The following is a 26,290-nucleotide window of genomic DNA, read 5'->3' on the forward strand; positions in this document are numbered from 1 at the left end:
ATATATTATTGTCCGATTATCTTCTTAATCTCGTTATCAGCATCTTTAACTGCATCTTCAACTGTTTTTTCTCCTACAAAAGCTAATTGTGTCTGTAGTTGAAGTACATTGGAGATTTCTGAATAATATGGTGATTTTGGTCTTGGATTAGCATTCATGAATACTGGTAACATATTCTCAACAAAAGGCATTTTTTCAAGAATCTCTTTATCTTCATATAATGACTTGATAGATGGTAAATGACTTAGTCCAAGAGCTTCCATTTTCTCAGCTTCTTCACCAGCCATGAATTTAGCAAATTTTATTGCCTCTTCTTGGTTCTTTGAAAATTTTGATACCATGATTTGCCATCCACCAAGAGTAGAATAACTGTTACCATCTTTATCTGCTTTTGGTAATTGTGCTATCCCAACTTTTCCTACTACTTGTGATTTATCTGCATCTTGTGATTTGTTCCATCCACTTGGCCAGTCTCTTAGAAAAACTAATTTTCCAGCAAAAAATGGAGCTCTAGCATCACCGCTACCAAAGTTGATAATTCCTTCTGGAGTAATTTTTGAAGTATTAATCATATCAACCATCATCTTTGTGGCTTTAACAGTTTCAGGGGAATTGTAGATCACTTTTCCGTCTTCATCGAAAACATCCCCACCATAACTCCAAACATATTCCATTAAATTACATGTCAAACCTTCATATTGTTTCCATGACCCTGCCAAACCTTTCATTTCTGGTTCTTTTTCCATTATATATGTAGCTGTTTCAACTAACTCTTCCCAAGTTTCTGGAACAGGCTTATTATATTTTTTCAATAAGTCTTTTCTGTAATAAAGCATACCTGCATCAATTCTGTAAGGTAGTCCCCATAATTTATCCTTATATATATTTGCATTTATTGCACCAGGCAGATATTTATCTTTTTCATCTTGTGTCAATTGGTCAGTTAAATCTGTTACCCAGCCAGCTGAAGCAAAAATTGGAGGCCATGTTACATCCGCATCAAACATATCCAACGAATCATCCTCTGCCTGCAATGCTGTACTAATCATCTGTAACTTTTTATTAGTATCAGCTGGTAATTCAACAACATTAACTTTAATATTAGGATTTTCTTCGTGAAATCTATTTATAATATTGGTAAGTGTTCCATTTTCATCAACATGAGAATAATAGTTTAAAGTTACCTCTTTTTCTTCATCACTATTCTCAGCCTTGCATCCTGCTGATATAACAACTAAACACATTATTAAAAGTACACTTATTATTTTTCTTTTCATTTTTAATTTCTCCTTAATATAATTTGTAGTATATCTTCTAGATAAGTCAATCACTTACATGCAGCTATTGTTATACGCACCTCCTGTCTATGATTATACACTAATATGTCTCTTTTGCCAACGATGGCAGTTTTAGGACAAAAAAATAATTTTACTTCTGCCATCGTTGGCATTAGACTTAAAATAAAAAAACTTTACTTTTCTGCCATCATTGGCAGAACTTATTATGGAATAATATTACTCCTTTTTCTTAGCTGTGTCAATACCCTTTTTTAAACTAGCTGTAAATAAAAATATTGCAGAATAAAGATCTAGTTGTACAATCTTTATTCTGCAATAGAAATGAACTAATTATTTATATTGACTTTCATGTTTTTCAAAAAAGTCTATTCTAGGTTCTAGATATTTAATCTTATGGTTATCATAATCTTCAATAAAGGAATATATGTTATCAAATATATACTCCCAATTCCAGATGTTTTCATTAACATTAAGATATTCTCTGACCATTTTACAACTGTCTGGAGCAATTGGGTGTATCAATGTAATAGCAGTACGCACACCATGAAAAGCTGTTATTAAAACTTTTTCTCTAAGTTCATTATCTTCGTCAGCTTCAGCTTTCTTCATATTATTAACCCAGTACTTGTTCATTTTTCTTATATAGCTGTCAAGTACGTAGACAATCCTATGGAAATCATGATTATACATATGTCTTTCATAATTCAGTATTGCCTCTTTAGATTCCTCCAATATTTTTTCATCTACTTCTCCCATAGGGATTTTGGAATCAAAATACTTTTGAGATGTATAGAAACAAGATCTAATGAGTCTATTGAATACATTAGTAAGTAAGTTACCATCTTTTAGAACAGTATCCGGTCCTTGCCTGTCTTCTTCTTTCATAAATACCTGAGGTGTGAAACTTACACTCTTCTTAGCTAAACCAAGGCTCAAGAAATGCATTCTTAATTGCTCTGCTGTATAATAGTCTAATAATTCCTCTGCCATAGGTGGTTTGATATCACTACTACTACTTGCTTTCTTATCCATGAATAGCACATGATTATTAGGTATCAGATGAGGTAGATTAATGTTTTCCCAATCTAATGAACTATCCTTATTAATGCCAAGTAATGCTAAGAACATACCCATTTCAGCAATACCGTAAAAATAAATATTATCTTCACCAATGAATTGATATACTTTTGAATCTTTTGATTGCCACCAATCCTTCCAATTCTCTGGATCTTCACCAATTGAATCTAAATAAGTCTTAGTAAAAGAAATTGGTGCCCATAATGATTCCGGCCATACCCAGAATGTCAAATCTTCTAAATCTTCTTTTTCAGGCACTTTAATTCCCCAATCAATATTTCCTGATAATCTAAAAGGAACTAATGTCTTTCCAGTTCTGAATCTTATTCCAAGCTTGTCAAATACATCTCTAGCTGTATCCCTATCTTCCAAATTATCGAATATAAAAGTTATTGAAGGCTTTTTAGGTTCATCAATTATTGTATGCTTAGGTAATTTATCTTGTATATCAGCTAAATCATCTTCTAACTGTTTCCTCTTAACATATATAATTGGTGGCTTCAAGAATTCTTCAATAGTATTCAATAGATATTTACGAGAATTAGAATTCTCTTTTAGATCCTTGATTCTGTCTTTCAAGACATCATTATATTCATCTAATTTGAAATACCAGTTAGTCACATCTGTAAGTTCTGGTGTTTTACCTGATAGAATGCTTTTAGGATCTATTAATTCATTAGGCATGTACATATGACCCATTGAACATTCATCTGCATATGCTTTGTCAGAATTACATCCTTCTATAGGGCATTTACCAACTACCTGTCTACCATTCAATAATACTTTATGTTCAGGGTCATAGAATTGTGGTGTGGATAACTTGGTTAAATAACCATTTTCATATAATTTATTGAATATATCTTCTGAAACTTCTTTGTGAAATTCTCCAGGTTTGTCCAAACCAGAAGCACCATATAAGTTAAGACTCATCTCATACTTTTCTAAGACTTCACTTTGCTTATTATGGTTTTGTCTTACATAATCTTCTATAGTTCCTTCAAATTTATTTTCATCTACAAGTTGTCTATAACTAGCTAATATTGGAGAACCATAACAATCTGTTCCTGATACGAATATAACATTTTCTTTACCTATTCTATCTCTTAAGAATCTTGCATAAGTATCAGCGTGAACAAATACTCCTCCTACATGTCCAAAATGTAATTCTTTATTACCATAAGGCATTCCTGCTGTAACAACAGCTTTTTTAGGAAATTCTGGTCTTGGTCTTTGTCTTCTATTGTCTTTCATAAGCAAACTCCTTCTAATAATTTTTATTGTATTCATACTTATTATTTAGGATTATTCCAAGTTGATTTCATGGAAAAAAGCTCATAAAAAAACACCTCCTACAAATATTCGTAGGGGCGATTTATTCGCGGTACCACCCTAATTCATTAATATGTCACCATACTAATCTCATCAAGTACTTATTATACTTTAGTTCTGTAACGTGAACAAACGTCATAGCATCACTTATTACTTCCTACAACTAATAAGATCCGTATGCAGCTCAGAGTCTTGGTTCATTAAATATCCACTGTTCCATCTCAGCACAAGGGAACTCTCTGTAAGCTTCTAAATTAATTACTCTTCTCTTCATTGCCTTTATTTTCTAAAAGTATATTAAAAGATAAGAGTTTTGTCAAGGACTATTTTTATTATTAAATCTTGGATCTATTAGAATTAATTTATCCTCCTGCAAAGTAGAAAAAGTGTTTTGACCAGCAAAACACTTTTCTTATAATTAGCATGACTAATAATTATTTCATTATATTATATTAATACCTATTATTTATGTTTTTATAATCTCTAGGTTCCGTAATATTCTTATAGGCAGGTCTTATTATTCTGTTAGCTCCATAGAATTCTTCTATTCTATGTGCACACCATCCTCCAATTCTTGCAATAGCAAATATAGGAGTAAATAATTCAGGTGGAATTTGAAGCATATTATAAACAAATCCTGAATAGAAATCTACATTTGCACATATCTCTTTTGAGGATCCTTTTACTTTCGCAAAAACTTCTGGTGCTAGATTTTCTATAGATTGGTATAGGTTATATTCTTTCATCATATCCTTCTCAATAGCTAATTGATGAGCTTTTTTCTTAAGCATGACAGCTCTCGGGTCAGATAATGTATAGATTGCATGACCCATACCATAGATGAGTCCTGATCCATCGTTTGCTTCTTTTTTTAATATTTTAGTAAGATAATTTTCTATTTCCTTTTTATCTTCCCAATCTTTTATATGAGCCTTGATATCGTCCATCATCTGTCTAACTTTGTTGTTGGCTCCACCATGCTTAGGTCCTTTTAATGATCCTATTGCAGCTGCTATAGCAGAATAAGTATCTGTACCTGAAGATGAAACTACTCTTGCTGTAAAGGCTGAGTTATTACCACCACCATGCTCAGCGTGTAGTACAAGACAAAGATCAAGTAATTCAGCTTCTGATTTAGTGAATTTATTATCTACACGTAGCATATGTAAAAAGTTTTCTGCAGTACTTAAATTTCTTGTGGTATTATGAATATAAAGACTATTGTTATCATAATAATGAGATTTCGCTTGGAATGCATAAGCAACCAAAATTGGAAATCTGGCTATTAATTCTATACATTGTCTTAACATATTCTCTATACTTGTATCATCTGGATTATCATCATAAGAATAAGTCGCCAAAACACTTCTAGCTAATTTGTTCATAATATTAGGGCTTGGAGCTTTTAATATCATATCTTCAGTAAAACCTTCTGGAATTTCTCTGCTCTCTCCTAATATTTCATTGAACTCCTTAAGTTCACTACTAGTAGGAAGTGAACCGAATAGTAAAAGATAACATACTTCTTCGAAACCGAATCTTTCTTCTGACTGAAATCCATCAACTATATCTTTGACATCAATACCTCTATAAAGCAAAGAACCTTGTGTAGGGATTTTTTCACCATCATCTAATCTATAACCAATTACATCTCCAATTTCTGTTAAACCTGCTAAAACACCTGTTCCATTCTTATTTCTTAAACCTCTTTTTACTCCGAATTTGTCATACAGTTCAAAATCAATTTTGTTATTGTTTTCTGCTAAATTAGCGAACTTCAATATTCTCCTATATATCTCTTTATTACTCAAACTATCAACTCCTTGTATTATTATAATTCCGTATTCATAAATATTAATAAAGTAAATCAGATTTCCAGAAGTAATTGGTTTTTGTTCCATTAGAAATGACCAAATGTATCTTGTTTATTTTACACATTTATAGATTGTATACAATCATACAAATTATTATCAAAGCCATCAATCCCCGTAAATTACAACCACAATAAAATTTATACTTGTATACTATTGTAATATAAAATGATTCACTTTGCAAGCTTTAATAATTAAAATGAATGAAATAATTTAAGGTAATTTATTAGTCATAATATTCTGTTATATGTATAAATAGTAATGAGCATATTTATACTCCCCCCCAATAAATTATTTAAAAACACCCTTTTATACCATATATTTAAGGCTATTACTTCCTTTTTAATTTACTTAGTGTTATACTTGTGATTATAATTACTTAGCAAGAATACTTAGAAAGGAATGATTGATATATGGCACTAGACGGAATTGTAATTTCTAATATTGTTTATGAACTTAATCAATTAATAACTGGTGGTAGAATTGATAAGATTTATCAACCTGAAAATGACGAATTAATTATATCAATAAGAAATAATAAAAATTCATATAAATTATTATTATCAGCTTTAGCTAATATGCCACGTATTCACCTGACAGAAGTACCTAAAAAGAATCCATTGAATCCTCCTAATTTTTGTATGTTATTAAGAAAACATATTATCGGAGGTAAGATTCTTAAGGTTATTCAACCTAATTTTGAAAGAATAGTAGAAATTCATCTAGAACACCTTAACGAATTAGGAGACCTATGCGTCAAAAAGCTAATTATTGAAATAATGGGTAGACATAGTAATATAATCTTCTGTGAAGAAAATGATAGAATCTTAGATAGTATAAAACATGTATCCCTTAATGTTAGTTCTGTGAGAGAAGTATTACCTAATAGAATATATACTTATCCTCCAGCTAAGAATAAAATAAACCCTTTGGATAATATTACTTCGGAGGATTTTATTGCTATACTAAATGATAAGAATACCATTATTCACAAAGCTCTCTACTTTACTTTTAATGGTATAAGTCCTGTGATTTCCGAGGAAATATGTTATAGGGCTGGTATTAATAGTTCTACACCAACCAGTGAATTGACTGATAGTGATTTCACTAATATATATACCACTTTTGAATCATTGATGAATTTAATAGAGAAAGGCGATTATACTCCTAATATAATTACTGATGAAGAAGGAACATATAAAGAGTTTTCGTCAATTGAGTTAAGTAGTTATGGGGGAGATTATGAATCTATAGATTATGAGTCAATTTCTCATGTACTGGATAGTTATTATGCCAAAAGTTCTAATACCTCAAGGATAAGCCAAAAATCCAGTGATATCAAGAAAGTAATAGCAACAAATCTTGAGAGATGTTATAAAAAATTAGATTTACAGTTAAAGCAGATAAAAGATACGGAATCAAGAGATAAATATAAGATTAAAGGAGAATTAATTACAGCTAACATATATGCAATAAAAGAAGGAGATAAAGAGCTGAAAGCGTTCAATTATTACACTAACGAAGATACCACTATTAGCCTAAAACCTAATTTGTCACCTTCTGAGAATGCTGCAAAATATTATAATAGATATAATAAACTTAAAAGAACTTTTCATGCTTTGACTGAACATATAAAAGATACCAAAAGTGAAATTAGCCATCTTGAATCTATACAAAATTCTCTTAATTTTGTTGAGGCAGAAGAAGATCTGCAATTGATACGTACAGAATTAATGGAATATGGTTATCTTAGGTTCAGGAAAAACAAGAATAAAAAGGCACTACAAAAATCAAAGCCTTTCCATTATAAATCTTCCGATGGTTTTGACATCTATGTTGGTAAAAACAACTTACAAAATGATGAATTGACCATGAAAACCGCCACTGCCAATGATTGGTGGTTTCATACAAAAGAAGTTCCTGGTTCACATGTAATTGTGAAAACCAATGGCAGAGAATTAAGTGATACAGCTTATGAAGAAGCTGCTGCCCTAGCCGCTTATTATAGCAAAGCTAATAATTCAACTAAAGTGGCAGTTGATTATACATTGAGAAAGCATATCAAAAAACCGGCTGGCTCCGTACCTGGTTATGTTATTTATCATACTAACTATTCCATGTACGTAAATCCTAGCGATGAAAAAGTTACGTTAATATAAAAAGTAATATAGTTGGTTTTCTTACCTCACTCTTAAGAGTTCATGGGTAGAAAACCAACTATATTTTTATTTGCTTTAACTATCTTATAGTCTTGGATGTATTTCTTCAAGAAATACATCTCTAGTTCTATTGTAAGTATCATTATCTACTTTATTACCGTTGCATCCTATACATATAATCATAGTACTAAGTATTAATAGTAACATAATAAATTTTTTCATGATATCTACCTCTCTGCAAAAAATTCTAGTTAATTTATTCCATACTATTAACATTATTATATGTATATTAATTATTTTTATTAAGTTTTATAATTATTTCTTATTACTTATCAGCTAATTTTTCGATTTCTGAGATTTTATATATCATGATTTTTGAATTTGTTTTATTAAGTGTTTCATCTTCCCATGTAGCATATTCAATTTCATATGTATCATCCTTCTTATTGACAGATCTATATTCGGATAATTCATCAGGTAACAATAGAGGGGTAACCTCTTTGGTTTCAATGTTATAAATACATATTTCTCCGCCTAACCTTACTGTTCCATGTCCAAATCCTCTAATTACCAATAATCTTTTATTGTCTAACCATTCTACATCTTTTGGTGTATTACTACCTTCATCATTACCTAACAGCATTGTCTTTTCATGATCTTTCAAATTATATAAATATAATTCACCTGGATAGTCTGGTTCACCTGTAACAAAGACTATTGACGATTCATTAGGTGCAATTTTAGGATATGAACAGAGTGTTTTGCCTACTTCTATATATTCATTATCCTCTTTTATGTAGATAGTCTTACTTTCACCATATACAAGAGAGATATCTTCATTTATATCAGACATTTTATACGTATCATCAGGAAGAATCTGTTGTGATTTCTTGTAAACATCTTCTTCAATCTTAATTACTTCTTTTGAACAACCTGTGGCCACAATAAGTGTCATAAGAAATATTGAGATCTTAATATACTTCATTCTACATAACTCCTTAATTATTATCTATTTTTTTCCATCCATCCTTTAGCAAAATCTACTGCTTGTCTTTGACTAAACAATCGAGACTCAGCTTGACCTATCTTATGTTTGATGACTTCTTTGATTTCTTCATATTCTGATCCTATCTTATCAAAATCATCTACATCAAGTTCTATATCTTTATACTCAACCCATTTTCTTTTACCCTCTAACAGTATAGGTGCTCCCATATTTTCTTCTTTCTTCTTACTAATCAAATATTCAGCTAGATGAAAAGAAGTATTATTTTCATACCCTACACCCAATAATAAAACCATTCCGTCCAGATCGTATATTTTTTTTAGTGGTGATTCACATCCTAGGCTATAATCCAATGAGTGATTCTTAGTAATGTCTTCTGCATTCTTGCCCCAAGCAGTAAAAGAAACATGTGGATGATCACTACGTAATACTCCTGGGTAAGTCCTAAAAGTTTCTGCTATACGCCCCATTTTATTAGTTGGCGTAATATTTTTATCAAAAGCAGGCATATTCTCTTTTATTATGGAAACCCAATCTTTTGGTACTGGTGGATTTTCCCAATCTGCAGGATCTGAATAATCAGTAGTATGTGCTGGCATAATAATGGTCCCTTCATCAGTAATCACATCCATTAAAGCTTGAACCACTGCAACTGATCCTCCACTTATCCACCCAATATTACTCATGGAAGAATGTATGATTACAGTCATACCCTTCTTTAATCCCATTTCTTCAAGTTGTTTTCTAAGTGAGTTCCTTGTATTAGGTGTACTAGTTCCATCTATAATATCTTTTTCAGTAAGTTTTGTATCAACGTTTTGCTTATCTTTATTATCTTTGCTTCTTCTAAACTCTTCCATTTCTTTTAAATAATTTTTTTGTGTTTCTGTTTTGTTATAATATTGCATCTCTTGTAAATTAATATTACCTTTATTAGATTTTATGATATTAAATAATTTATCAAAAGTTTGCTTATCAACTATATGTCCCCCATTACAATTAGTACATATAATCATCCTTTTTACACTAACAGGAATAATAGGTATAAAAAATAATGTAAACCAAGTAGTTACTTTGACCAATTGCCAATTTGTTACTAATTTACAAATATTACATTTACTTTTACCGATAATCCCGTATTTCTTAATTGTTTTATATCCCCATCCAAATATTAACATATTTATCACCTTTTATAATTTTTACAAACATTTAACTGTAAATTTTGGTTTATTTTCAGTAATTATGGATAAAATACCATAACAGGAGGTGCATTTATCATATGGATATTAATTGCACACACGACTGCATTTATCAAAAAGAAGGAAAATGCAATTTATCTGTCTCTGTAACTCTTAACAACATAAGTAATAATAAAAACGTCGATATTGACTGTCCTTATTACATCTCGAAAAAAGAAGATATTAATGAAGAATCTTCTATAAGTACTTAACCTTAAAAACACTAGAAAAGGTACTGTTTGTAATTATGAAACAGCACCTTTTTAAGTTTTATTAATTATTCAACTTACCAATTGCCTCTCTTAATAATTCATTAACCATCTTAGGATTAGCTTTACCCTTAGTTGCTTTCATCATTTGACCGACCAACGCTCCTATTGCAGCTTGCTTTCCACTCAAATAATCATTAACTGCTTTTGGATTAGCATCTATAACTTCTTTTACTAAGCTTTGTAACTGACCGTCGTCACTAATTTGTTTAAGTCCTTTTTCTTCAACAATTTCACCAGGACGTTTTCCAGTTTCCCAACATTCAGCAAAAACCTTTTTACCTATACTGTTACTAATTGTACCATCTTCAATTAGATTAACAAGTTCTGTTAGAACAGCAGGTTCAAAAGGTATCTTTGCCTGTTCCTTTTGTTCTTCATCTAATCTACTATAGATTTCAGTTATAATCCAATTTGCTACTGCTTTTTTATTCTTAACATCTATCACTGCTTTTTCAAAGTAATCAGCCATATTTCTAGAAGCAGCAATTAATCTGGCATCGTACTCTGTTATCTTATATTCATCAACATACCTTCTAACTCTGCTATCAGGCATTACAGGTAATGAACTTCTAATTTCTTCAATTCTTTCTTTTGATGTTATTATAGGCATAAGGTCAGGTTCTGGGAAGTAACGATAATCATGAGCTTCTTCCTTACTTCTCATAGATACTGTTATACCTTTTGATTCATCCCATCTTCTTGTTTCTTGAATGACTTTATCGCCATTTTCTATAACTTTTATTTGTCTTTTTGCTTCATACTGAATAGCCTTAACTGCATAATTGAAGGAGTTCATGTTTTTCATTTCAGTACGTGTACCTAATTCGGTATTACCTTTTTTTCTGATGGATAAGTTTACATCACATCTTAGGGAACCTTCATTCATTTTACAGTCAGATACATCTGCATATAGAAGTATTGTCCTAAGCTTCTCCAAGAAAACTCTAACATCTTCTGAAGACCTGAAATCAGGTTCAGTAACAATTTCAATTAGCGGAACGCCACATCTATTGTAATCAACTATAGAGCCTTCGCCGGATTCATGAATCAATTTACCAGCATCTTCTTCTATATGTATCCTATTAATTCGGATTTTTTTCATTTCTCCATTTACTTCTATTTCTATCTCACCTTCATAACATAACGGAAGATCATATTGTGATACTTGGTAAGCTTTTGGAAGATCTGGATAAAAATAATTTTTTCTATCTTGTTTACTGAATTCATTTATATTACAATCCATTGCTAATCCTGCTTTAATAGCATATTCTACAACTTTTTCATTTAGTTTTGGTAATGTACCTGGCATACCTGTACAAATAGGGCAACAATGAGTATTAGGTTCCCCTCCGAATTCTGTTGTACAGCTGCAAAATATTTTTGTTTTCGTTTTTAGCTCGGAATGTACTTCCAATCCAATAACTACTTCATAATCTGAATAGCTCAATCTCTTCACCTCTGTTTAGAATCTATTGTTTATAGCTTATCGTATAATTTAAATCTGTGGTGTTATATTAGGTAATTCTCTATTTTGTTCATAAGCATATGCCATTTGTAATATTGTACTTTCATTAAATGCTTTTGAAATAAATTGTACACCTATTGGCATGTTGTTGCTATCAAATCCACAATTCATTGATAATGCTGGTACTCCAGCAATATTTATAGGTACTGTACATATATCATTCATATACATTTCTATAGGATTATTTATTTTTTCACCTATTTTGAATGCTGTAGATGGTCCTGTTGGTGTTAATATTATATCGTATTTTTCAAATACCTTATCAAATTCATTTTTAATCAATGTTCTTACCTGTTGAGCTTTTTTATAATAAGCATCATAGTATCCTGAACTTAATGCATATGTTCCAAGCATAATTCGTCTTTTAACTTCTTTTCCAAAACCTTCATCTCTAGTCTGCTTGTACAAATCCACTAGATTATCATAGTTGTTAGCTCTATATCCATATTTTACGCCATCATATCTAGCTAAGTTGGAAGATGCTTCAGCTGAAGATATTAAATAGTATGCTGGCAAAGCCAAGTCAGTCATGTTCATACTTACTTCTTCAACAATTGCACCTAATTCTTCTAATTTCTTAGCAACATCAATAACTTTTTCTTTTATTTCAGGTTGGATTCCATCAGAAAAATACTCTTTTGGTAGTGCAACCTTTTTACCTTTTATATCTTTTTTAAGATTTTCACCGAAATCTTCGTATTTTTTATTATAAGAACTTGAATCTAATTTATCATATCCTGTAATTGCGTTCAGTACAAGAGCCATATCTTCAACATCTTTTGTCAAAGGTCCTATTTGATCAAGTGATGAAGCAAATGCGACTAAACCATAACGTGATACTGTTCCATAAGTAGGTTTCATTCCTACCACTCCACAGTAATGAGCTGGTTGTCTAATGGAGCCTCCTGTATCAGAACCTAAAGTAAATACGGCTTCATTAGCTGCAACAGCTGCTGCAGAACCACCTGAACTACCTCCTGGAACTCTAGTTAGATCCCAAGGATTCATAGTCTTATGAAAATATGAATTTTCATTAGATGAACCCATAGCAAATTCATCCATGTTAAGTTTTCCTAATAATACTGCACCTTCATTATTTAACTTCTCTATAACAGTCGCATTATAAGGAGGTACAAAATCCTCAAGCATCTTAGATGCACAAGTCGTCTTTATACCCTTGGTACACATATTGTCCTTAATTCCTATAGGAATTCCTGCCAGTGAACCTAAAGTCTCACCTTTAGCTCTTTTGTCATCAATCTCTTCTGCCCTAGCTAAAGCCTGTGTCGTAGTTAATGTAATATAAGCATTTACACTACTTTCAACTTTATCAATTCTATCTATATAGGATTTAGTGATATCTACACTACTTATTTCCTTTGATTCTAATTTATCTTTAAGTTCATGGGCTGTCATTTTAATTAAATCCATTGTCTTGCCTCCCTGCTATTAAATTTACTCAACGATTCTTGGAACACTGAAACATCCATTTTCTTTATTCGGTGCATTACTCAATAATTCATCTCTAGAAAAAGAAGGATTAACTGTATCTTCTCTAAATACATTATTAATAGGTATAATATGAGCTGTAGGATTTATATTATCTATATTTATCTCATTAATCCTGTTTGCAAATTCAATAATAACTTCCATATCTGTAGTCATCTGTTCTTTTTCTTCTTCCGTAAGATTTAAACGGGCAAGATTAGCAACATGTTCAACTTGTTCTTTTGTAATCTTCACATTAATTCCTCCCTTTTTGGATTTATAACATTCTACCATAAGGCATGCTTTAACACAATACTTTATTACTCTTTGAGTTTATAATAGGGATTGAAAGGTTTCTTCATCTATAATTGGTACACCCAACTCTTTTGCTTTCTTATTTTTTGAAGATGATGATTCCACGTTATTATTGATAAGATAATCTGTATTGCCAGTAACACTTCCTGTTACTTTTCCACCTAAGCTCTCAATCAATTCCTTTAATTCTTTTCTATTTGCATATATAGTTAAACTTCCAGTAATAACAAAAGTCTTTCCTTCCAAAATGTTATTATTGGTACTTTCTATTTTTTGAATGATAACATAATCAAGCAAATCATTAATTGCTTCCATATTCTTTTCATCACTGAAATACATGACAAAAGACTTGGCAATAATACTTCCGTACCCTTCAATAAGTGTTAACTCTTCTTCTGATGCTGATAATATTTTATCAAGATCATAATCATAATGTTTACAAATCAACTTTGCATTACTTAATCCTACATTAATTATTCCTAGTGCATAAATGAAATTAGGAAGTAATACCTCTTTACTTTTTTCTATGGATTTGATGAGATTAATATAAGACTTCTCTCCAAATCCTTCCAACGCTATTATCTCATCTTTATATTTTTCAATCCTGTAGATATCTGCAAAAGTTTTAATAAAACCTTTATCAATGAATTTTTGTATTGTAGATTCTGATAAACCTTCAATATTCATAGCATCTCTAGCAACAAAATGTGTAAATGCTTTTATTTTCTTGGCTTGACACTCCTCATTAATACAATATAGAACTTTGACATCATTAACTTGTTTTACTTCAACTTCGCCACCACAGACTGGACATTTGCTAGGAATCAAAACTTCTCTTGAGGTTTGGTCATCAGTATTTTCTTTGGACAGATTATTAGCAACTTGTGGTATAATCATATTGGCTTTGTATACTTCAATGGTATCACCTTTAATTAACTGAAGCTGCTCTAGTATACTTAGATTATGAAGGCTCGCCCTTTTCACAGTGGTTCCCTCAAGCTCTATAGGTTCAAAGACAGCAATAGGATTAATAGCTCCAGTTCTAGAAGCACTCCATTCTATATATAATAGCTTAGTATCTTTTACTTCGTCACTCCACTTGAATGCTATTGAATGTCTAGGGAATTTTGCTGTTTGTCCTAGACTCCTAGAATAAGAAATAGAATCAAAAGTTAGTACCAAACCATCTGAACCAAAATCATTGTGCTGTATTTTATCTTCAAAATTTTTGATTTCATCCTCAATATTATCTTTATAAACAATACTATACTCTACTGTATCGAAACCAAGAGATTGTAACCATTCCAACTGATTGATTTTTGAATCACTAAAATCAACATCATCTGCTTGAACCAAAGTAAAAGCAAAAAAATGTACATTTCTCTTAGCTGTTATTTCATTATTAAGCTGTCTTACCGTACCACTACATAGATTTCTAGGATTCTTATATTTGTCTTTATCAACAATACGTTCATTAATGATTTTGAAATCTGAATACTTGATTACCGCTTCTCCTCTAATAATTAGTTCATCTTTGTATGAAATATGGAGAGGAATGTTTTTAAAAACTTTAGCGTTATTAGTAATAACCTCTCCAACCTCACCATTTCCTCTTGTGACCGCTTTAACCAACTTACCTTCGTTATATGTCAAGACAATTGTCAAACCATCTAATTTCCATGATAGCATCCCTTTTTTATCGCCTATCCATTCTTTCAATGCTGATATTTCCTTTGTCTTGTCTAGGGATAACATTCTGGTTTTATGCTTTTCTTTTGGCAAGGAGCTTAAAAGAGTATATCCAACCTTATTAGTAGGACTATCACTCATTGTTATTCCTGTCTCTTTTTCTAGCTCAATCAATTCATCATACAGATTATCATACTCATAATTACTCATGATTTCATTATTTTTTTGATAATATTCTTCACCTGCTCTATTTAACAGCTGAACCAATTCTTTCATTCTATTTAATTCATTCATCAAATTAATCTCCTTGTTATATATTGATTACTACTTAGTAATTATAATGATAAACACTATACCATGCAATAATAATATCTTTCAACATTTTCTTATTATATATTACCATTATTTTGTACAAAAAAATAGTCGTATATTACGACTATGCTTTTAAGGAAATATTATTATTCTTCATCTTATTAATAAATTCAATTTTCTTTTCGGTCATTTCTAAAAATTGATTTTCTGTTATGGTTCCTTTTTTATATAGCACGTCCAAGAAGTCAATAAAATGTTCTGTAAGTTCAACCAAAGTTTTAACTTCGAAGTCATTTACATACATCACGACCACACCCATCCCAATTATTTCTTTCTCTGTACTTATCATTTATATATTATTATATATTAATTATACACAATTATTAGAAAAATATGTCAAGCAATTAGCCAAATAGTACTAATTACCTATAAAAATACAAGTATTTTATCTATATTTTTACATATCTAGTAAAATATGTTAGCTAGTTATAACTTTTTAGTAATAATAATTATTGCATAATAGCTTTACCTAGTACTGAATATTTTCTTTTCTTCTCTAGTCAAATAAATATAATCTGCATTATCGGATACATCATTATGCTTCAATGAACGATACAAGATATTATTTATTCTCTGTAGTATAACAGGGTCATTTGTCTCGCTTATTATTTTTGAAGCCTTTATAAATGCCTCTACTGTGTTAATCTTAGCCATTATTAGCCTCCCTTATATTTATAATATCACATGCGTCAATAAACTCTAGTAAGAAGAATTGTATGATTTGGTCGATCTTACAATACTTTAGGAAGCATGTGAACTCTTTATATTTCGAATTATTCCTAATCATTATCTCCATTTTAATTATATGCACTTTATTGAATTCTATGACCATAATATCTTCGAAATTACCCGAATTAGCACTAATATTTTCGTCTCCTTTTGCGAATACTGCTTTATCTCCTGTCACTCTGAATATATTATCGGTTTTGCTAACATCAGTAGATACTTTGTTGTTGTATTCTTTAGTAAAATATTTGATGCAGACATTCACATCTTTATTAGTATCAAACAATACTTTACATGTAATAACAGCTACTGCATATATAAAACCTTGTACAAACTGGTCTTTATTGTTTTTATGATTATAATAATTTTTTATGAACATATTTGTTTTTTCATATAACTCAATAGTATAATTAGCAACATTCTCTACGTATTCAGGAAGCCTGTCAATGAAGTATTGAGTTATAGGAATTTGTTTATCTATATTTATATAAATTCCTCGATTTATTTGATCCCTTATCTTTCTTTCTAAAGTACTTAATTCCTGTTTAGCTGATTGAATCTCGGTTTCTTTTTCTAATAACTCTTTTATCTTAAGCTTATTCCTGCTCTCAATCTCTGATTCCATATCCTTGTACTGTGCTTCTAATATATTGTAGTTGTTCATAAGAATATCTATAGGTTTTACTTTGTACTTTCTATCTTCCTGTATGTTCAAACAATATATGTATATTCCAAAACACAGTATAAACCCAATAATAAAAAATAATACGAACCAAATGAATACATCTGCTTTATTTATAGCAAGCTCCTCTGTAAAAACTTCGTAGATAGCCAAAAATGCACTTACTATACACCCAATTCCAAAAGATGCAATACTTCTCTTTTTATTACTTATCTGGCAGAAGAGAATCGCTACAAATACACCATAAATTAACCCACATAATACAAAAACCATACAAATTTTCATATACTACCCCTCCCCAGTTTTATTATAACATATTATTATAAAATTTTAAATATTAAATTAATTTTTTATTAATACATTTTCCATGGACTGATGTCTAATTATTGCACAAAATAGAAAAAGCCCTCATATCTTCAAAAGATATAAAGGCTAACTCTTCTTATTTTATTATTTTTTTAATTTTCGTCAAAATTATGCCATACATTTTGTACGTCATCATCTTCTTCGAGTTGATCTATAAGACCATCCATTTTCTTAATATCGTCTTCACTTGTAAGTTTGGTAGTTGTTTGAGGCACCATTGTAATCTCAGCTGATACTGATTTGATTCCAGCTTCCTCAACAGCAGCATTAACAGTACTAAAATCTTCTGGAGTAGTAATGATTTCATAAAAATCTATTCCTGCAACAAAATCTTCAGCTCCACTGTCAAGAGCAACCATCATAAGTTCATCTTCATCTATATCTTCTGTACGCTCTATAATTATTTGACCTTTCTTGTCAAACATAAATGAAACACAACCAGTTGTACCTAGATTCCCACTATTTTTAGAAAAAGCATGTCTTATATTAGCAGCTGTTCTATTTTTATTTTCAGTTAAGCAATCTACAATCACAGCTACTCCACTTGGTCCATAACCTTCGTATGTAATATGCTCATAGTTAATATTACCAAGTTCACCAGAAGCTTTTTTGATACTTCTTGAAATAGTATCATTAGGCATATTATTGGCTTTTGCTTTTGCAACTACATCTCGAAGCTTAGAGTTAAGAGATGGATCAGAACCGCCCTCTTTGACTGCAACTGCAATTTCTCTACCAATTTTAGTAAAAACCTTACCTTTTTTGGCATCTTGTCTTTCTTTTCTATGTTTTATGTTCGCAAACTTTGAATGTCCTGACATAAAAATATTCACTCCTTAAAATAATATCACAAATATTTTATCACGTTTTCTAATATATTACAAATACAGGTTGACTGTTAAACAAGATTGTTCAACCATTTCTTAGAATACATACGTTTTAATGCAAATGTCATCTTGAAAAATTCCTCTGATAATATACATGCATAAACAAATTGGATGTCCAATTTCAAAGCCAATCCGCTTATGAAAGCTAACGGTACACCTATCAACCATACACCACCCATATCTAAAAGCATAGTAAATCTAGTATCTCCACCACTTCTGAGAACACCAACAACCAGTATTAGATTCAATGATTTAAATGGTACAAATAACCCAAATACGATTAAACATAATCTTGAGTTATACCTAACTACATCTGTAAGATCGTCAAAAAGACTAACAACAAAACCAGAAGTACCAATTATAAGTAGACTTATGCAAACAGCTGTTATGACAGTTATCTTAATGAATTTCTTACTATACTTAAAAGCTCTTTCTATCTTATTATTACCTATTTCGTTACCTAATATCACAGCACAAGCACTAGACATCCCAAAGAACAAGACCATGAACAGTTGCTCAATAGTTTGATTCAGAGTCATAGTCGCCATGACATCCTCACCCATTCTTCCATACACAAAAGAATAAGTAGCAACTCCAAGAGACCACATGATTTCATTACACATAACTGGTGCAACTGTATATAAATATTTTGAAACAAAACTTTTGCTGATATCAAACAGCTCTTTAACTTTACCAGCAATAGGCAATTTCAATACATAAACACTAGTGATTAATAGTGAACATTCTACTGTCCTTGCAATTAATGTTGCAATAGCAGCACCTTTTACTCCTAGAGGTTCAACCCCTAGATTACCATATATTAATACCCAGTTCAAAAATGTATTGATGCAAATACTTATAACAGTAATCATCATAGGAATTTTTACTTGATTCATTCCTCTTAGCACAAATATATATGCAAAGGATATAGCTGTAAAACAATAACTGAAACCAATAATCCTTAAATATTTAACACCTTCAATAATGACTTCTCTATCTGTAGAAAATATGTGCATAATGAAATTAGGAAAGAATATTGCTGCTATAGAAAATAATGCTCCACCTGAAACACTTATTATTAAACATATCCCCAATATCCTCTTAATGTTCTTAACATCCTTTTTCCCCCAATATTGGGCAGAAAAAATACCAGTACCACTACTGGTTCCAAATAGGAATAGATTCAGTAAAAAGTATAGCTTGTTGGCACCACCAACTGCCGCAACAGCAGTAACCCCTAAAGAACTTATCATAAATACATCAATCATATTGAGTGCCGATGTTATCAAGTTTTGAAAAGCAATAGGAAGACCTATTGCAAATAATTTCGAATAAAACTTCTTATCATTTTTTATAATACTGTTAACCATTTCACTAATCACCTCTATAATATCAATTTCAGATTAATTGCTTAATAAAAACACTAATACCGGGATAGTTATTATTGATAGCATAGTACTTATAAACACACCTTCCGATGCAAGTATATCATTACCATCATATTCCTTACTCAAGATTACAGCATTCGCCGCAACAGGCATTCCTGTAATTATAACCGGTACACCAGTCATAATCTCATTAAAACCTAATTGTCTTATAATAATTAGGATGATAATGGGAAAAACCAATAGTTTTAGGAAACTGTAAATATATAGTTTAGTGTTTGAAAATATATTTTTTATCTTAATACCAGCTAATGATGCTCCTATTACAATCATTGATAACGGTGTTGTAAGACTGGAAATCATATCAATGGTCTTTGTAGCAACATAAGGCAAGTTCAATTTAAACGAAAAAATAATCAACCCAATTATTACAGCACATACTCCTGGGTTAAAAATATCCTTTATCTTAAACTTAATATTCTTTTTATTATCCATAGAAATCAAATATATACCCAAAGTATATACAAGTGCATAAAACGGTAAATTATATATTGCTCCATAGAACACGGCTTCTTTACCAAAAATGGATTCAATAACCGGAAATCCCATAAATCCCACATTCGAAAACATAATCATAAATCTATAAACACCAATATTATTTTTTTCTATCCTCAACAACTTAGGTATTATAAAAGTCATGATAAACATACATATGTACACCGCAATGGATAAACCAAGCATCTGAAGTATCTCTCTATTACCAAGTTCAGTCTTCTTCATCATGGAATTGATGATAAGACACGGTGCTGTTACCTTAACAACAAGACTAGCAATTTTCTTACTTGCATGTTCATCAATTATATTGATCTTTCTTATAAAAAAACCTAAAAAAAGCACAATAAACAGTACTAATATTTGATTGATAATTGCATTAAAATCCATGATGTGCCCTTTCATCAAAATATATTTGCTATATTCATTACCTATCATTATATACAAATCCCCAAAAAAGGCAAGAGATATTTCAATAGAATTGCAAATAATTAAGACTTCCTTTCGGAAGTCTCTTAACTATGTATCAACGCCAAAACTAACTACTAAAGCTTTATCTACTTTTTCCATCACCTTATCTTCTAAATGACACACTTTTTCTTTCAATCTTTTTTTGTCAATAGTTCTAATCTGTTCTAACAAAACAACCGAGTCTTTTACTAAATCATACTTCTTTGCCTCTATTTCAACATGAGTTGGAAGCTTAGCTTTATTTATTTGCGATGTTATTGCTGAACATATTACTGTTGGACTATATTTATTTCCTACATCATTTTGAACGATAAGTACTGGACGTATACCGCCTTGTTCAGAACCAATTACTGGTCTTAAATCTGCATAAAATACATCCCCACGTTTTACTACCACATTACTCACTCTCCGCTAAATCTTGCTGAACTTCTTAACCTCACCTTCAAATAACAACACATCTTTATAATAATTTATCTTTATGTGTATTTTTGCAGTTCAGGATACGTTCTTAATATATATTTCACAATTATATAGATCGTACTTTATGTAAAAGTTCAACTCCTATTTTCTTATATTACCATTATCACCAATATTTTTATTAATATACATTAATAAGAAAATTTTACTGTTATTTAATGGAATATAATTAAAAGCGAAGTATTTAATCAAAATAATCAATAGAAGACAAATATTTATTATTTTTATAATACACTCTTGGTATTCTTTTACCTAACTGACATACAACTTCATAATTTATTGTACCTTTTATCTTAGCAATATCATCTGCAGTAATTTCATTATGCCCCTGCTTACCGATTAAAACCACTTCATCAAAATCTTTCACATCAGGTATATCTGTAATATCAACCATAAATTGATCCATACATATTCTACCCAATATATTGGCAAATTGCCCACCTATCAATACTCTACCTTTTGAGGATAACAGCCTATCATATCCATCTCCATAGCCAACTGGAATAGTTGCTATTTTTGATTTCCTCTTTGTGATATATGTTCCTCCATAACCTATTGGAGTACCTTCCTCAACTTCTTTTATATGTATAATATGACTGATTAGTGATAAAACGGGCTGTAATTTCACATTATCCTTAATCACCTCATCCGATGGATATAATCCATATAATGATATCCCAAGTCTCACCAAATCCAAATGAGTACTATCCAAGTCAATTATTCCTGCACTATTAGCTACATGTTTGATGGGTATACAAATACCATTGCTCTCTAATTTTCCAATAAAATCATTATACATCTTTAATTGATTATTGGTAAAAGTCTTATCCAATTCATCTGCTTTAGATAAATGAGTATAGATACCTTCTATTTCAATATTAGGCAAATTATATATATCTTTAATTATACTAACAGATTCATCATTAGGTACAAAACCTATTCTACCCATTCCAGTATCCAATTTTATATGTATCTTACCTATTTTACCAGATTTACAAGCTGTATCTGATATATTTTTGGCTGCTGTATAATTATATACAGTCTGAATCAAATCGTATTCAACCAGTTTATCAGCTATATCAACTGGCGTATATCCTAGAATCAGTATTTTTTTATCAATGCCATTTTTCCTTAGACTGATACCTTCTTCTATAGTGGCAACAGCAAATCTGTCAATTCCACAATTAATTAATTCTTTTGATATAGGAACCGCACCATGACCATAACCATCTGCCTTTACAACAGGCATTAATGTACTCTGTGATGATATTCTATTTTTGAAATTAGTTATATTATGTATTATTGCATCCAAGTCTATACGGGCATATACTCTTTCGTACATTTTCACACTTTCCTCCATATGTTAAACATTATATATATTGAACTTAAACATCAATCCTATTTCTATAAGTTCAATACATTAAAACACTAATATTATACTACTTATTGTTATTTAACGCCAGTAATGTTGTCCTTAGCTTTATTAATTAAACTTAGATAGTATTATAGACCATAAACTTATAATAGTATACCTTTATGGGTTTACAAATAAATATTTTACAGTTATTGATTATAAAAATATAGTTAGGATAGTATAATAACTTTCCTAACTTATTATAAAACTTATATATTATATTATTATTCATTAAGACTTGATTTAATTACATAAGGTATATTACATATTATATCATTAGCGATAAGTCCATGCTCTCCTTTATCATCTTTTGCCTTATCACCAGCTTTACTATGGATATAGACACCTAATATTGCTGCATCTGAAGCATTTAATCCTTGCCCTAACAATGATACTATAATACCTGTTAGAACATCACCTGAACCAGCTGTCGCCATTCCTGAATTACCATATATATTAATATTAACCATCCCATTAGGAGAAGAAATTATGGTTCTAGCACTTTTCAGGACACATGTAATCTTATAGGTCCTACTAAGTTCTACCGCTACTTTTATTGTATTATTTGTAATCTCTCCAATATCATAATCCGTAAGCCTTGACATCTCACCTAGATGTGGTGTAACTATTATCTCACATTTTCGATTATTCAATATCTCTTTATCTTTTGATAATGCGTTAATTCCGTCAGCATCAACAACTACTGTCTTATTGAAATTACTAATTACAATTTCAAGTATCTTTCTTGTGATATTGTCATTCCCAAGTCCTGGTCCTATAGCAATGGTATCAGCCCACCCAAGCATTTCTAATAGTTTTTCTTTATCTTCATTGGATATATTATTGTTAGCCCTGCTATAAGTCTCTACAACTGCTTCTGGCACTTTTGTCGTAACCACACTGGACACAGACTCTTCGATAAATGTCTTGACTAATCCTGCTCCTGTACGATAAGCCGATAAAGAAGTCAAAACGGCTGCTCCTGTCATTTTACTGGTACCTGCAATAACTAAGACTTTTCCATAAGAACCCTTATGAGACATCTTCACTCTGTTAGGCATAAAATATCTTGCTAGATTATCATCCATTATTGTGGTATGAGAATTAATTCTATCTATAGATATATTAGGTATACCTATATCTGCAACAACCAGATCGCCAACATAGTTAGCTCCAGGATATAAAAGCAAGCCCACCTTAGGCAGACAGAATGTAACTGTCTTATCAGCACACACTGAATTCCCCAGAATCTGACCATCATCAGCATTAACTCCAGAAGGTATATCAATAGCTATTCTATAAGCATTAGCTCTATTTATGATCTTAATAGCTTCCAAGTATTTTCCTGTTACCTCTCTACATAGACCAGTTCCAAAAATAGCATCATAGATTACATCGCAATCACTAACTATATTTTTCAACTCATCCATCTGTCTTTCATCATTGAATTCATGTATATCAATATTTAATTGTCTAGCTATATCATAATTTATTTTAGCATCACCTTTTATCTTGCCAGAATCACCTATTATGATTATAGAGACCTTTATGTTATTACAGCTAAGTATTCTACCTATTGCAAATCCGTCCCCACCATTATTACCTGTACCGCAGCAAATAACAACTTTATTGCTCTCTTTCAGCAACTGTATAGTTTCACTCACTACAGACATGGCTGCATTCTCCATCAAAACAATACCTGGTATACCTATCTCTTCAATAGTATACCTATCAATTTCCTTCATTTCATAACTTTTGACAACCTTCAACTGAATCTCTCCTTTTAACTAATTACTCCCCTACTGCAATAGCTGTCACATTATCCCTGGAATGTGATATTGATACATGTATCGTAGAAATATCAAGTTGTCTCGCCAAATCCTTAGCACCATTATATAAAACTACATAGGGCTTGCCTTTATCATCACGTAAAACCTCAACATCAATAGGAGTAAAATTTACAAACCCTGTTCCAAGAACCTTGGAGACTGCTTCTTTGACAGCAAAATTACCAGCTATTGTTTCACCTCTATAATTTTTAGTTTCAAATAATTTATTTTCGTTGGGTGTAAAATATTTTTCTAGGAATCTTTTATTTAGAATAACCTTTTCTATTCTACTGATTTCAATGATATCATTACCTATTCCTTTTATCATTTACTTCCTCCCAGATATTTTTTATCATATAATTCAATGACTTCATATCCTACCAGATCATGCATATAAGAATACATCTTATCATATTCTTCTTTCGCTTCCGTCTGTCTCACAGCTTTTTCTTTTAATTCTGCCCTAACTTTTTCAATCCATTCATTTAATTCATCTAATTCATTCTTGGTATCAAACATTCTCATATAACAATCTTGCATTGTATATTCTAATAATTCTTTGTTGGTCGTTTGAATTTCTTTTGGCATATTTTCCATTCTTGATTCCATCTTATCTATCTTGACCTTTATGTCATTGATATATTTCTTGCTTTTTTCCATTTCTCCAATGGCTTCATCATCTTCATCTTCAATGGCTTCTTTCATGTTATCCATTATATCAACCATCATTTTCTTTTTAAGCAAAGTATATTCTTTCAAATCATTAGTAAGTTGTCCTTGTTCACCAAGAAGCTTATTAAGTCTTTTTTCAAGTTCCACTATTTTTTTTGGTTTTTTATTATTTTTGAATAGTTCATGCCATCTATTATCCAATGTCAATATATGTACCTTTTTTTCTATATTAATTGGTTTCTCTATCTTTTGTTTTGAAAAAAACATGCTTTCACGTCCTCATTATTTATATATACTTAATTTATACCTACTTAGTAATATAATAAAAATTTTCTATATTAATTATATCGTAACAAATTATTATATTCTATAGCACAATATAATTAAAAGGTACCCATATATATGAGTACCTAATACTTCTAAGAATAGTTATTCATTCTTAAAAACATAAATTACAGACGCTTATTTATATTCTCTCTTTGATATTATATGATAGAGTCATTAGACTATCCAACAAATGTACATTTTCGACTATAACATTTTTATTGGATAATTTCAGGTCTATAGGGGCAAAATTCCATATTCCTTTTATACCATAACTAACTAAGTCATTAGCAACTTTTGGTGCTTTTTGCTTAGGTAATGTTAGAATTGCCAAGTCAATACTATTTTCTTTTATGAAACTTCCCATTTCATCTAAATCCTTAATCTCAATACCTCTTACAGTTATACCTATAAGTCTCGGGTTAACATCAAATAATCCTTTAACTTCAAAACCTCTTTTATCAAAATTAGTATAATTAGCAAGTGCTTGACCCAAGTTTCCTGCTCCAACAATAATTGTATTATATTTATTTTCAAGACCAAGTATCTTGCCTATAGCGTTATATAAATATTCAACATTATAGCCGTAACCTTGTTGACCAAAACCGCCAAAATTATTTAAATCTTGTCTTATTTGAGAAGCTGTTACACCCATTCTGTTACTCAATTCTTTAGAGGAAATCCTTACAACATCGTTTTCCAATAAGTCTCCTAAGTATCTGTAGTATTTTGGTAATCTTTTAATTACCGCTGTTGATATTTTCTTTTGTATCATATAATCAATCCCCAATCCTTGATACTATTTTGGAACTTTTATACAAATAATTATATATGGTTGTTAAATCTATGTCAAATAATCAAATGCT

23 protein-coding genes and 1 other annotated feature are annotated in these 26,290 nt (G+C 30.6%); of the genes, 1 reads left to right on the forward strand and 22 read right to left on the reverse strand.

Features of this window, described 5'->3' with window-relative positions; all coding sequences use genetic code 11:
- Positions 1-5 precede the first annotated feature (5 nt).
- From HYG85_RS00310 to HYG85_RS00320, 3 genes are all read right to left on the reverse strand, one after another.
- Positions 6-1,277, reverse strand: coding sequence for an ABC transporter substrate-binding protein (locus HYG85_RS00310; protein WP_212691822.1), 1,272 nt, complete (start codon positions 1,275-1,277; stop codon positions 6-8).
- Positions 1,278-1,628: 351 nt separating this feature from the next.
- Positions 1,629-3,626 carry a methionine--tRNA ligase gene (locus HYG85_RS00315; protein WP_212691823.1) on the reverse strand — a complete coding sequence of 666 codons (1,998 nt, stop codon included), beginning with the start codon at positions 3,624-3,626 and terminating at the stop codon, positions 1,629-1,631.
- Between the two features lie 109 nt (positions 3,627-3,735).
- Positions 3,736-3,987: a binding site (T-box leader), on the reverse strand.
- Positions 3,988-4,156: 169 nt separating this feature from the next.
- Positions 4,157-5,515, reverse strand: coding sequence for a citrate/2-methylcitrate synthase (locus HYG85_RS00320; protein ID WP_242986508.1), 1,359 nt, complete (start codon positions 5,513-5,515; stop codon positions 4,157-4,159).
- A gap of 473 nt (positions 5,516-5,988) precedes the next feature.
- On the opposite strand from HYG85_RS00320, the gene HYG85_RS00325 reads away from it, so the two are divergent.
- The gene (locus HYG85_RS00325) at positions 5,989-7,734 is read left to right on the forward strand and encodes an Rqc2 family fibronectin-binding protein (RefSeq protein WP_212691824.1); all 1,746 of its coding nucleotides are present in this window, start codon (positions 5,989-5,991) and stop codon (positions 7,732-7,734) included.
- Between the two features lie 84 nt (positions 7,735-7,818).
- Here HYG85_RS00325 and HYG85_RS00330 read toward each other — a convergent pair whose 3' ends face one another.
- The 19 genes from HYG85_RS00330 to HYG85_RS00420 form a co-directional block, all read right to left on the reverse strand.
- Positions 7,819-7,956 carry a hypothetical protein gene (locus HYG85_RS00330; protein ID WP_193774681.1) on the reverse strand — a complete coding sequence of 46 codons (138 nt, stop codon included), beginning with the start codon at positions 7,954-7,956 and terminating at the stop codon, positions 7,819-7,821.
- A gap of 103 nt (positions 7,957-8,059) precedes the next feature.
- Positions 8,060-8,719 carry a DUF4652 domain-containing protein gene (locus tag HYG85_RS00335; protein ID WP_212691825.1) on the reverse strand — a complete coding sequence of 220 codons (660 nt, stop codon included), beginning with the start codon at positions 8,717-8,719 and terminating at the stop codon, positions 8,060-8,062.
- Between the two features lie 20 nt (positions 8,720-8,739).
- Positions 8,740-9,918 (reverse strand): AAC(3) family N-acetyltransferase, encoded by a 1,179-nt coding sequence (locus HYG85_RS00340; RefSeq protein WP_212691826.1) that lies wholly within the window; start codon positions 9,916-9,918, stop codon positions 8,740-8,742.
- A gap of 333 nt (positions 9,919-10,251) precedes the next feature.
- Entirely contained in the window at positions 10,252-11,697 is a 1,446-nt protein-coding gene (gene gatB / locus HYG85_RS00345; RefSeq protein WP_212691827.1) for an Asp-tRNA(Asn)/Glu-tRNA(Gln) amidotransferase subunit GatB, read from the reverse strand.
- Between the two features lie 48 nt (positions 11,698-11,745).
- Positions 11,746-13,206 (reverse strand): Asp-tRNA(Asn)/Glu-tRNA(Gln) amidotransferase subunit GatA, encoded by a 1,461-nt coding sequence (gatA, locus tag HYG85_RS00350; protein WP_212691828.1) that lies wholly within the window; start codon positions 13,204-13,206, stop codon positions 11,746-11,748.
- A gap of 24 nt (positions 13,207-13,230) precedes the next feature.
- Complete coding sequence (gene gatC, locus HYG85_RS00355; protein WP_113674723.1) at positions 13,231-13,518, reverse strand: Asp-tRNA(Asn)/Glu-tRNA(Gln) amidotransferase subunit GatC; 288 nt, start codon at positions 13,516-13,518, stop codon at positions 13,231-13,233.
- A gap of 78 nt (positions 13,519-13,596) precedes the next feature.
- Entirely contained in the window at positions 13,597-15,561 is a 1,965-nt protein-coding gene (gene ligA / locus HYG85_RS00360) for an NAD-dependent DNA ligase LigA (protein WP_212691829.1), read from the reverse strand.
- A gap of 142 nt (positions 15,562-15,703) precedes the next feature.
- Positions 15,704-15,883, reverse strand: a complete 180-nt coding sequence (locus HYG85_RS00365; protein ID WP_113674721.1) for a hypothetical protein — start codon at positions 15,881-15,883, stop codon at positions 15,704-15,706.
- 221 nt (positions 15,884-16,104) lie between these two features.
- Complete coding sequence (locus HYG85_RS00370; protein WP_113674720.1) at positions 16,105-16,293, reverse strand: hypothetical protein; 189 nt, start codon at positions 16,291-16,293, stop codon at positions 16,105-16,107.
- Positions 16,286-17,332, reverse strand: coding sequence for a hypothetical protein (locus tag HYG85_RS00375; RefSeq protein WP_212691830.1), 1,047 nt, complete (start codon positions 17,330-17,332; stop codon positions 16,286-16,288). The genes HYG85_RS00370 and HYG85_RS00375 overlap by 8 nt, the downstream gene beginning before the upstream one ends.
- A 173-nt stretch (positions 17,333-17,505) precedes the next feature.
- The gene (locus HYG85_RS00380; protein WP_212691831.1) at positions 17,506-18,234 is read right to left on the reverse strand and encodes a YebC/PmpR family DNA-binding transcriptional regulator; all 729 of its coding nucleotides are present in this window, start codon (positions 18,232-18,234) and stop codon (positions 17,506-17,508) included.
- Between the two features lie 77 nt (positions 18,235-18,311).
- Positions 18,312-19,670: an MATE family efflux transporter gene (locus HYG85_RS00385; RefSeq protein ID WP_212691832.1), complete on the reverse strand. Its 1,359-nt coding sequence runs from the start codon at positions 19,668-19,670 to the stop codon at positions 18,312-18,314.
- A gap of 33 nt (positions 19,671-19,703) precedes the next feature.
- The gene (locus HYG85_RS00390) at positions 19,704-20,675 is read right to left on the reverse strand and encodes an AEC family transporter (protein ID WP_212691833.1); all 972 of its coding nucleotides are present in this window, start codon (positions 20,673-20,675) and stop codon (positions 19,704-19,706) included.
- Between the two features lie 81 nt (positions 20,676-20,756).
- Positions 20,757-21,104, reverse strand: a complete 348-nt coding sequence (locus HYG85_RS00395) for a type II toxin-antitoxin system PemK/MazF family toxin (RefSeq protein ID WP_113674715.1) — start codon at positions 21,102-21,104, stop codon at positions 20,757-20,759.
- A gap of 265 nt (positions 21,105-21,369) precedes the next feature.
- Positions 21,370-22,533 (reverse strand): alanine racemase, encoded by a 1,164-nt coding sequence (gene alr / locus HYG85_RS00400; RefSeq protein WP_212691834.1) that lies wholly within the window; start codon positions 22,531-22,533, stop codon positions 21,370-21,372.
- Positions 22,534-22,823: 290 nt separating this feature from the next.
- A complete protein-coding gene (locus tag HYG85_RS00405; RefSeq protein ID WP_212691835.1) occupies positions 22,824-24,368 on the reverse strand; it encodes an NAD(P)H-hydrate dehydratase in 1,545 nt (514 codons plus the stop codon).
- Positions 24,369-24,390: 22 nt separating this feature from the next.
- Positions 24,391-24,756, reverse strand: a complete 366-nt coding sequence (acpS, locus tag HYG85_RS00410) for a holo-ACP synthase (RefSeq protein WP_212691836.1) — start codon at positions 24,754-24,756, stop codon at positions 24,391-24,393.
- Complete coding sequence (locus HYG85_RS00415) at positions 24,753-25,367, reverse strand: coiled-coil domain-containing protein (protein ID WP_212691837.1); 615 nt, start codon at positions 25,365-25,367, stop codon at positions 24,753-24,755. Before HYG85_RS00415 ends, acpS begins: the two co-directional genes overlap by 4 nt.
- Before the next feature lie 199 nt (positions 25,368-25,566).
- A complete protein-coding gene (locus HYG85_RS00420; protein ID WP_113674710.1) occupies positions 25,567-26,199 on the reverse strand; it encodes a redox-sensing transcriptional repressor Rex in 633 nt (210 codons plus the stop codon).
- Positions 26,200-26,290 lie beyond the last annotated feature (91 nt).

The sequence above is a fragment of the Vallitalea guaymasensis genome, from assembly GCF_018141425.1.
Taxonomy (GTDB): Bacteria; Bacillota; Clostridia; order Lachnospirales; family Vallitaleaceae; genus Vallitalea; species Vallitalea guaymasensis.

Bases quoted from the DNA above. Each gene is read 5' to 3' on its own strand.
- acpS (WP_212691836.1), bottom strand. From the start codon at position 24,756: ATGATAAAAGGAATAGGTAATGATATCATTGAAATCAGTAGAATAGAA.
- HYG85_RS00335 (WP_212691825.1), bottom strand. From the start codon at position 8,719: ATGAAGTATATTAAGATCTCAATATTTCTTATGACACTTATTGTGGCC.
- HYG85_RS00325 (WP_212691824.1), top strand. From the start codon at position 5,989: ATGGCACTAGACGGAATTGTAATTTCTAATATTGTTTATGAACTTAAT.
- HYG85_RS00380 (WP_212691831.1), bottom strand. From the start codon at position 18,234: ATGTCAGGACATTCAAAGTTTGCGAACATAAAACATAGAAAAGAAAGA.
- gatA (WP_212691828.1), bottom strand. From the start codon at position 13,206: ATGGATTTAATTAAAATGACAGCCCATGAACTTAAAGATAAATTAGAA.
- HYG85_RS00385 (WP_212691832.1), bottom strand. From the start codon at position 19,670: ATGGTTAACAGTATTATAAAAAATGATAAGAAGTTTTATTCGAAATTA.
- HYG85_RS00370 (WP_113674720.1), bottom strand. From the start codon at position 16,293: ATGGCTAAGATTAACACAGTAGAGGCATTTATAAAGGCTTCAAAAATA.
- HYG85_RS00420 (WP_113674710.1), bottom strand. From the start codon at position 26,199: ATGATACAAAAGAAAATATCAACAGCGGTAATTAAAAGATTACCAAAA.
- HYG85_RS00340 (WP_212691826.1), bottom strand. From the start codon at position 9,918: ATGTTAATATTTGGATGGGGATATAAAACAATTAAGAAATACGGGATT.
- HYG85_RS00415 (WP_212691837.1), bottom strand. From the start codon at position 25,367: ATGTTTTTTTCAAAACAAAAGATAGAGAAACCAATTAATATAGAAAAA.
- HYG85_RS00315 (WP_212691823.1), bottom strand. From the start codon at position 3,626: ATGAAAGACAATAGAAGACAAAGACCAAGACCAGAATTTCCTAAAAAA.
- HYG85_RS00365 (WP_113674721.1), bottom strand. From the start codon at position 15,883: ATGTATGTAAATGACTTCGAAGTTAAAACTTTGGTTGAACTTACAGAA.
- HYG85_RS00310 (WP_212691822.1), bottom strand. From the start codon at position 1,277: ATGAAAAGAAAAATAATAAGTGTACTTTTAATAATGTGTTTAGTTGTT.
- HYG85_RS00375 (WP_212691830.1), bottom strand. From the start codon at position 17,332: ATGAAAATTTGTATGGTTTTTGTATTATGTGGGTTAATTTATGGTGTA.
- ligA (WP_212691829.1), bottom strand. From the start codon at position 15,561: ATGAATGAATTAAATAGAATGAAAGAATTGGTTCAGCTGTTAAATAGA.
- HYG85_RS00390 (WP_212691833.1), bottom strand. From the start codon at position 20,675: ATGATAGGTAATGAATATAGCAAATATATTTTGATGAAAGGGCACATC.
- HYG85_RS00330 (WP_193774681.1), bottom strand. From the start codon at position 7,956: ATGAAAAAATTTATTATGTTACTATTAATACTTAGTACTATGATTATA.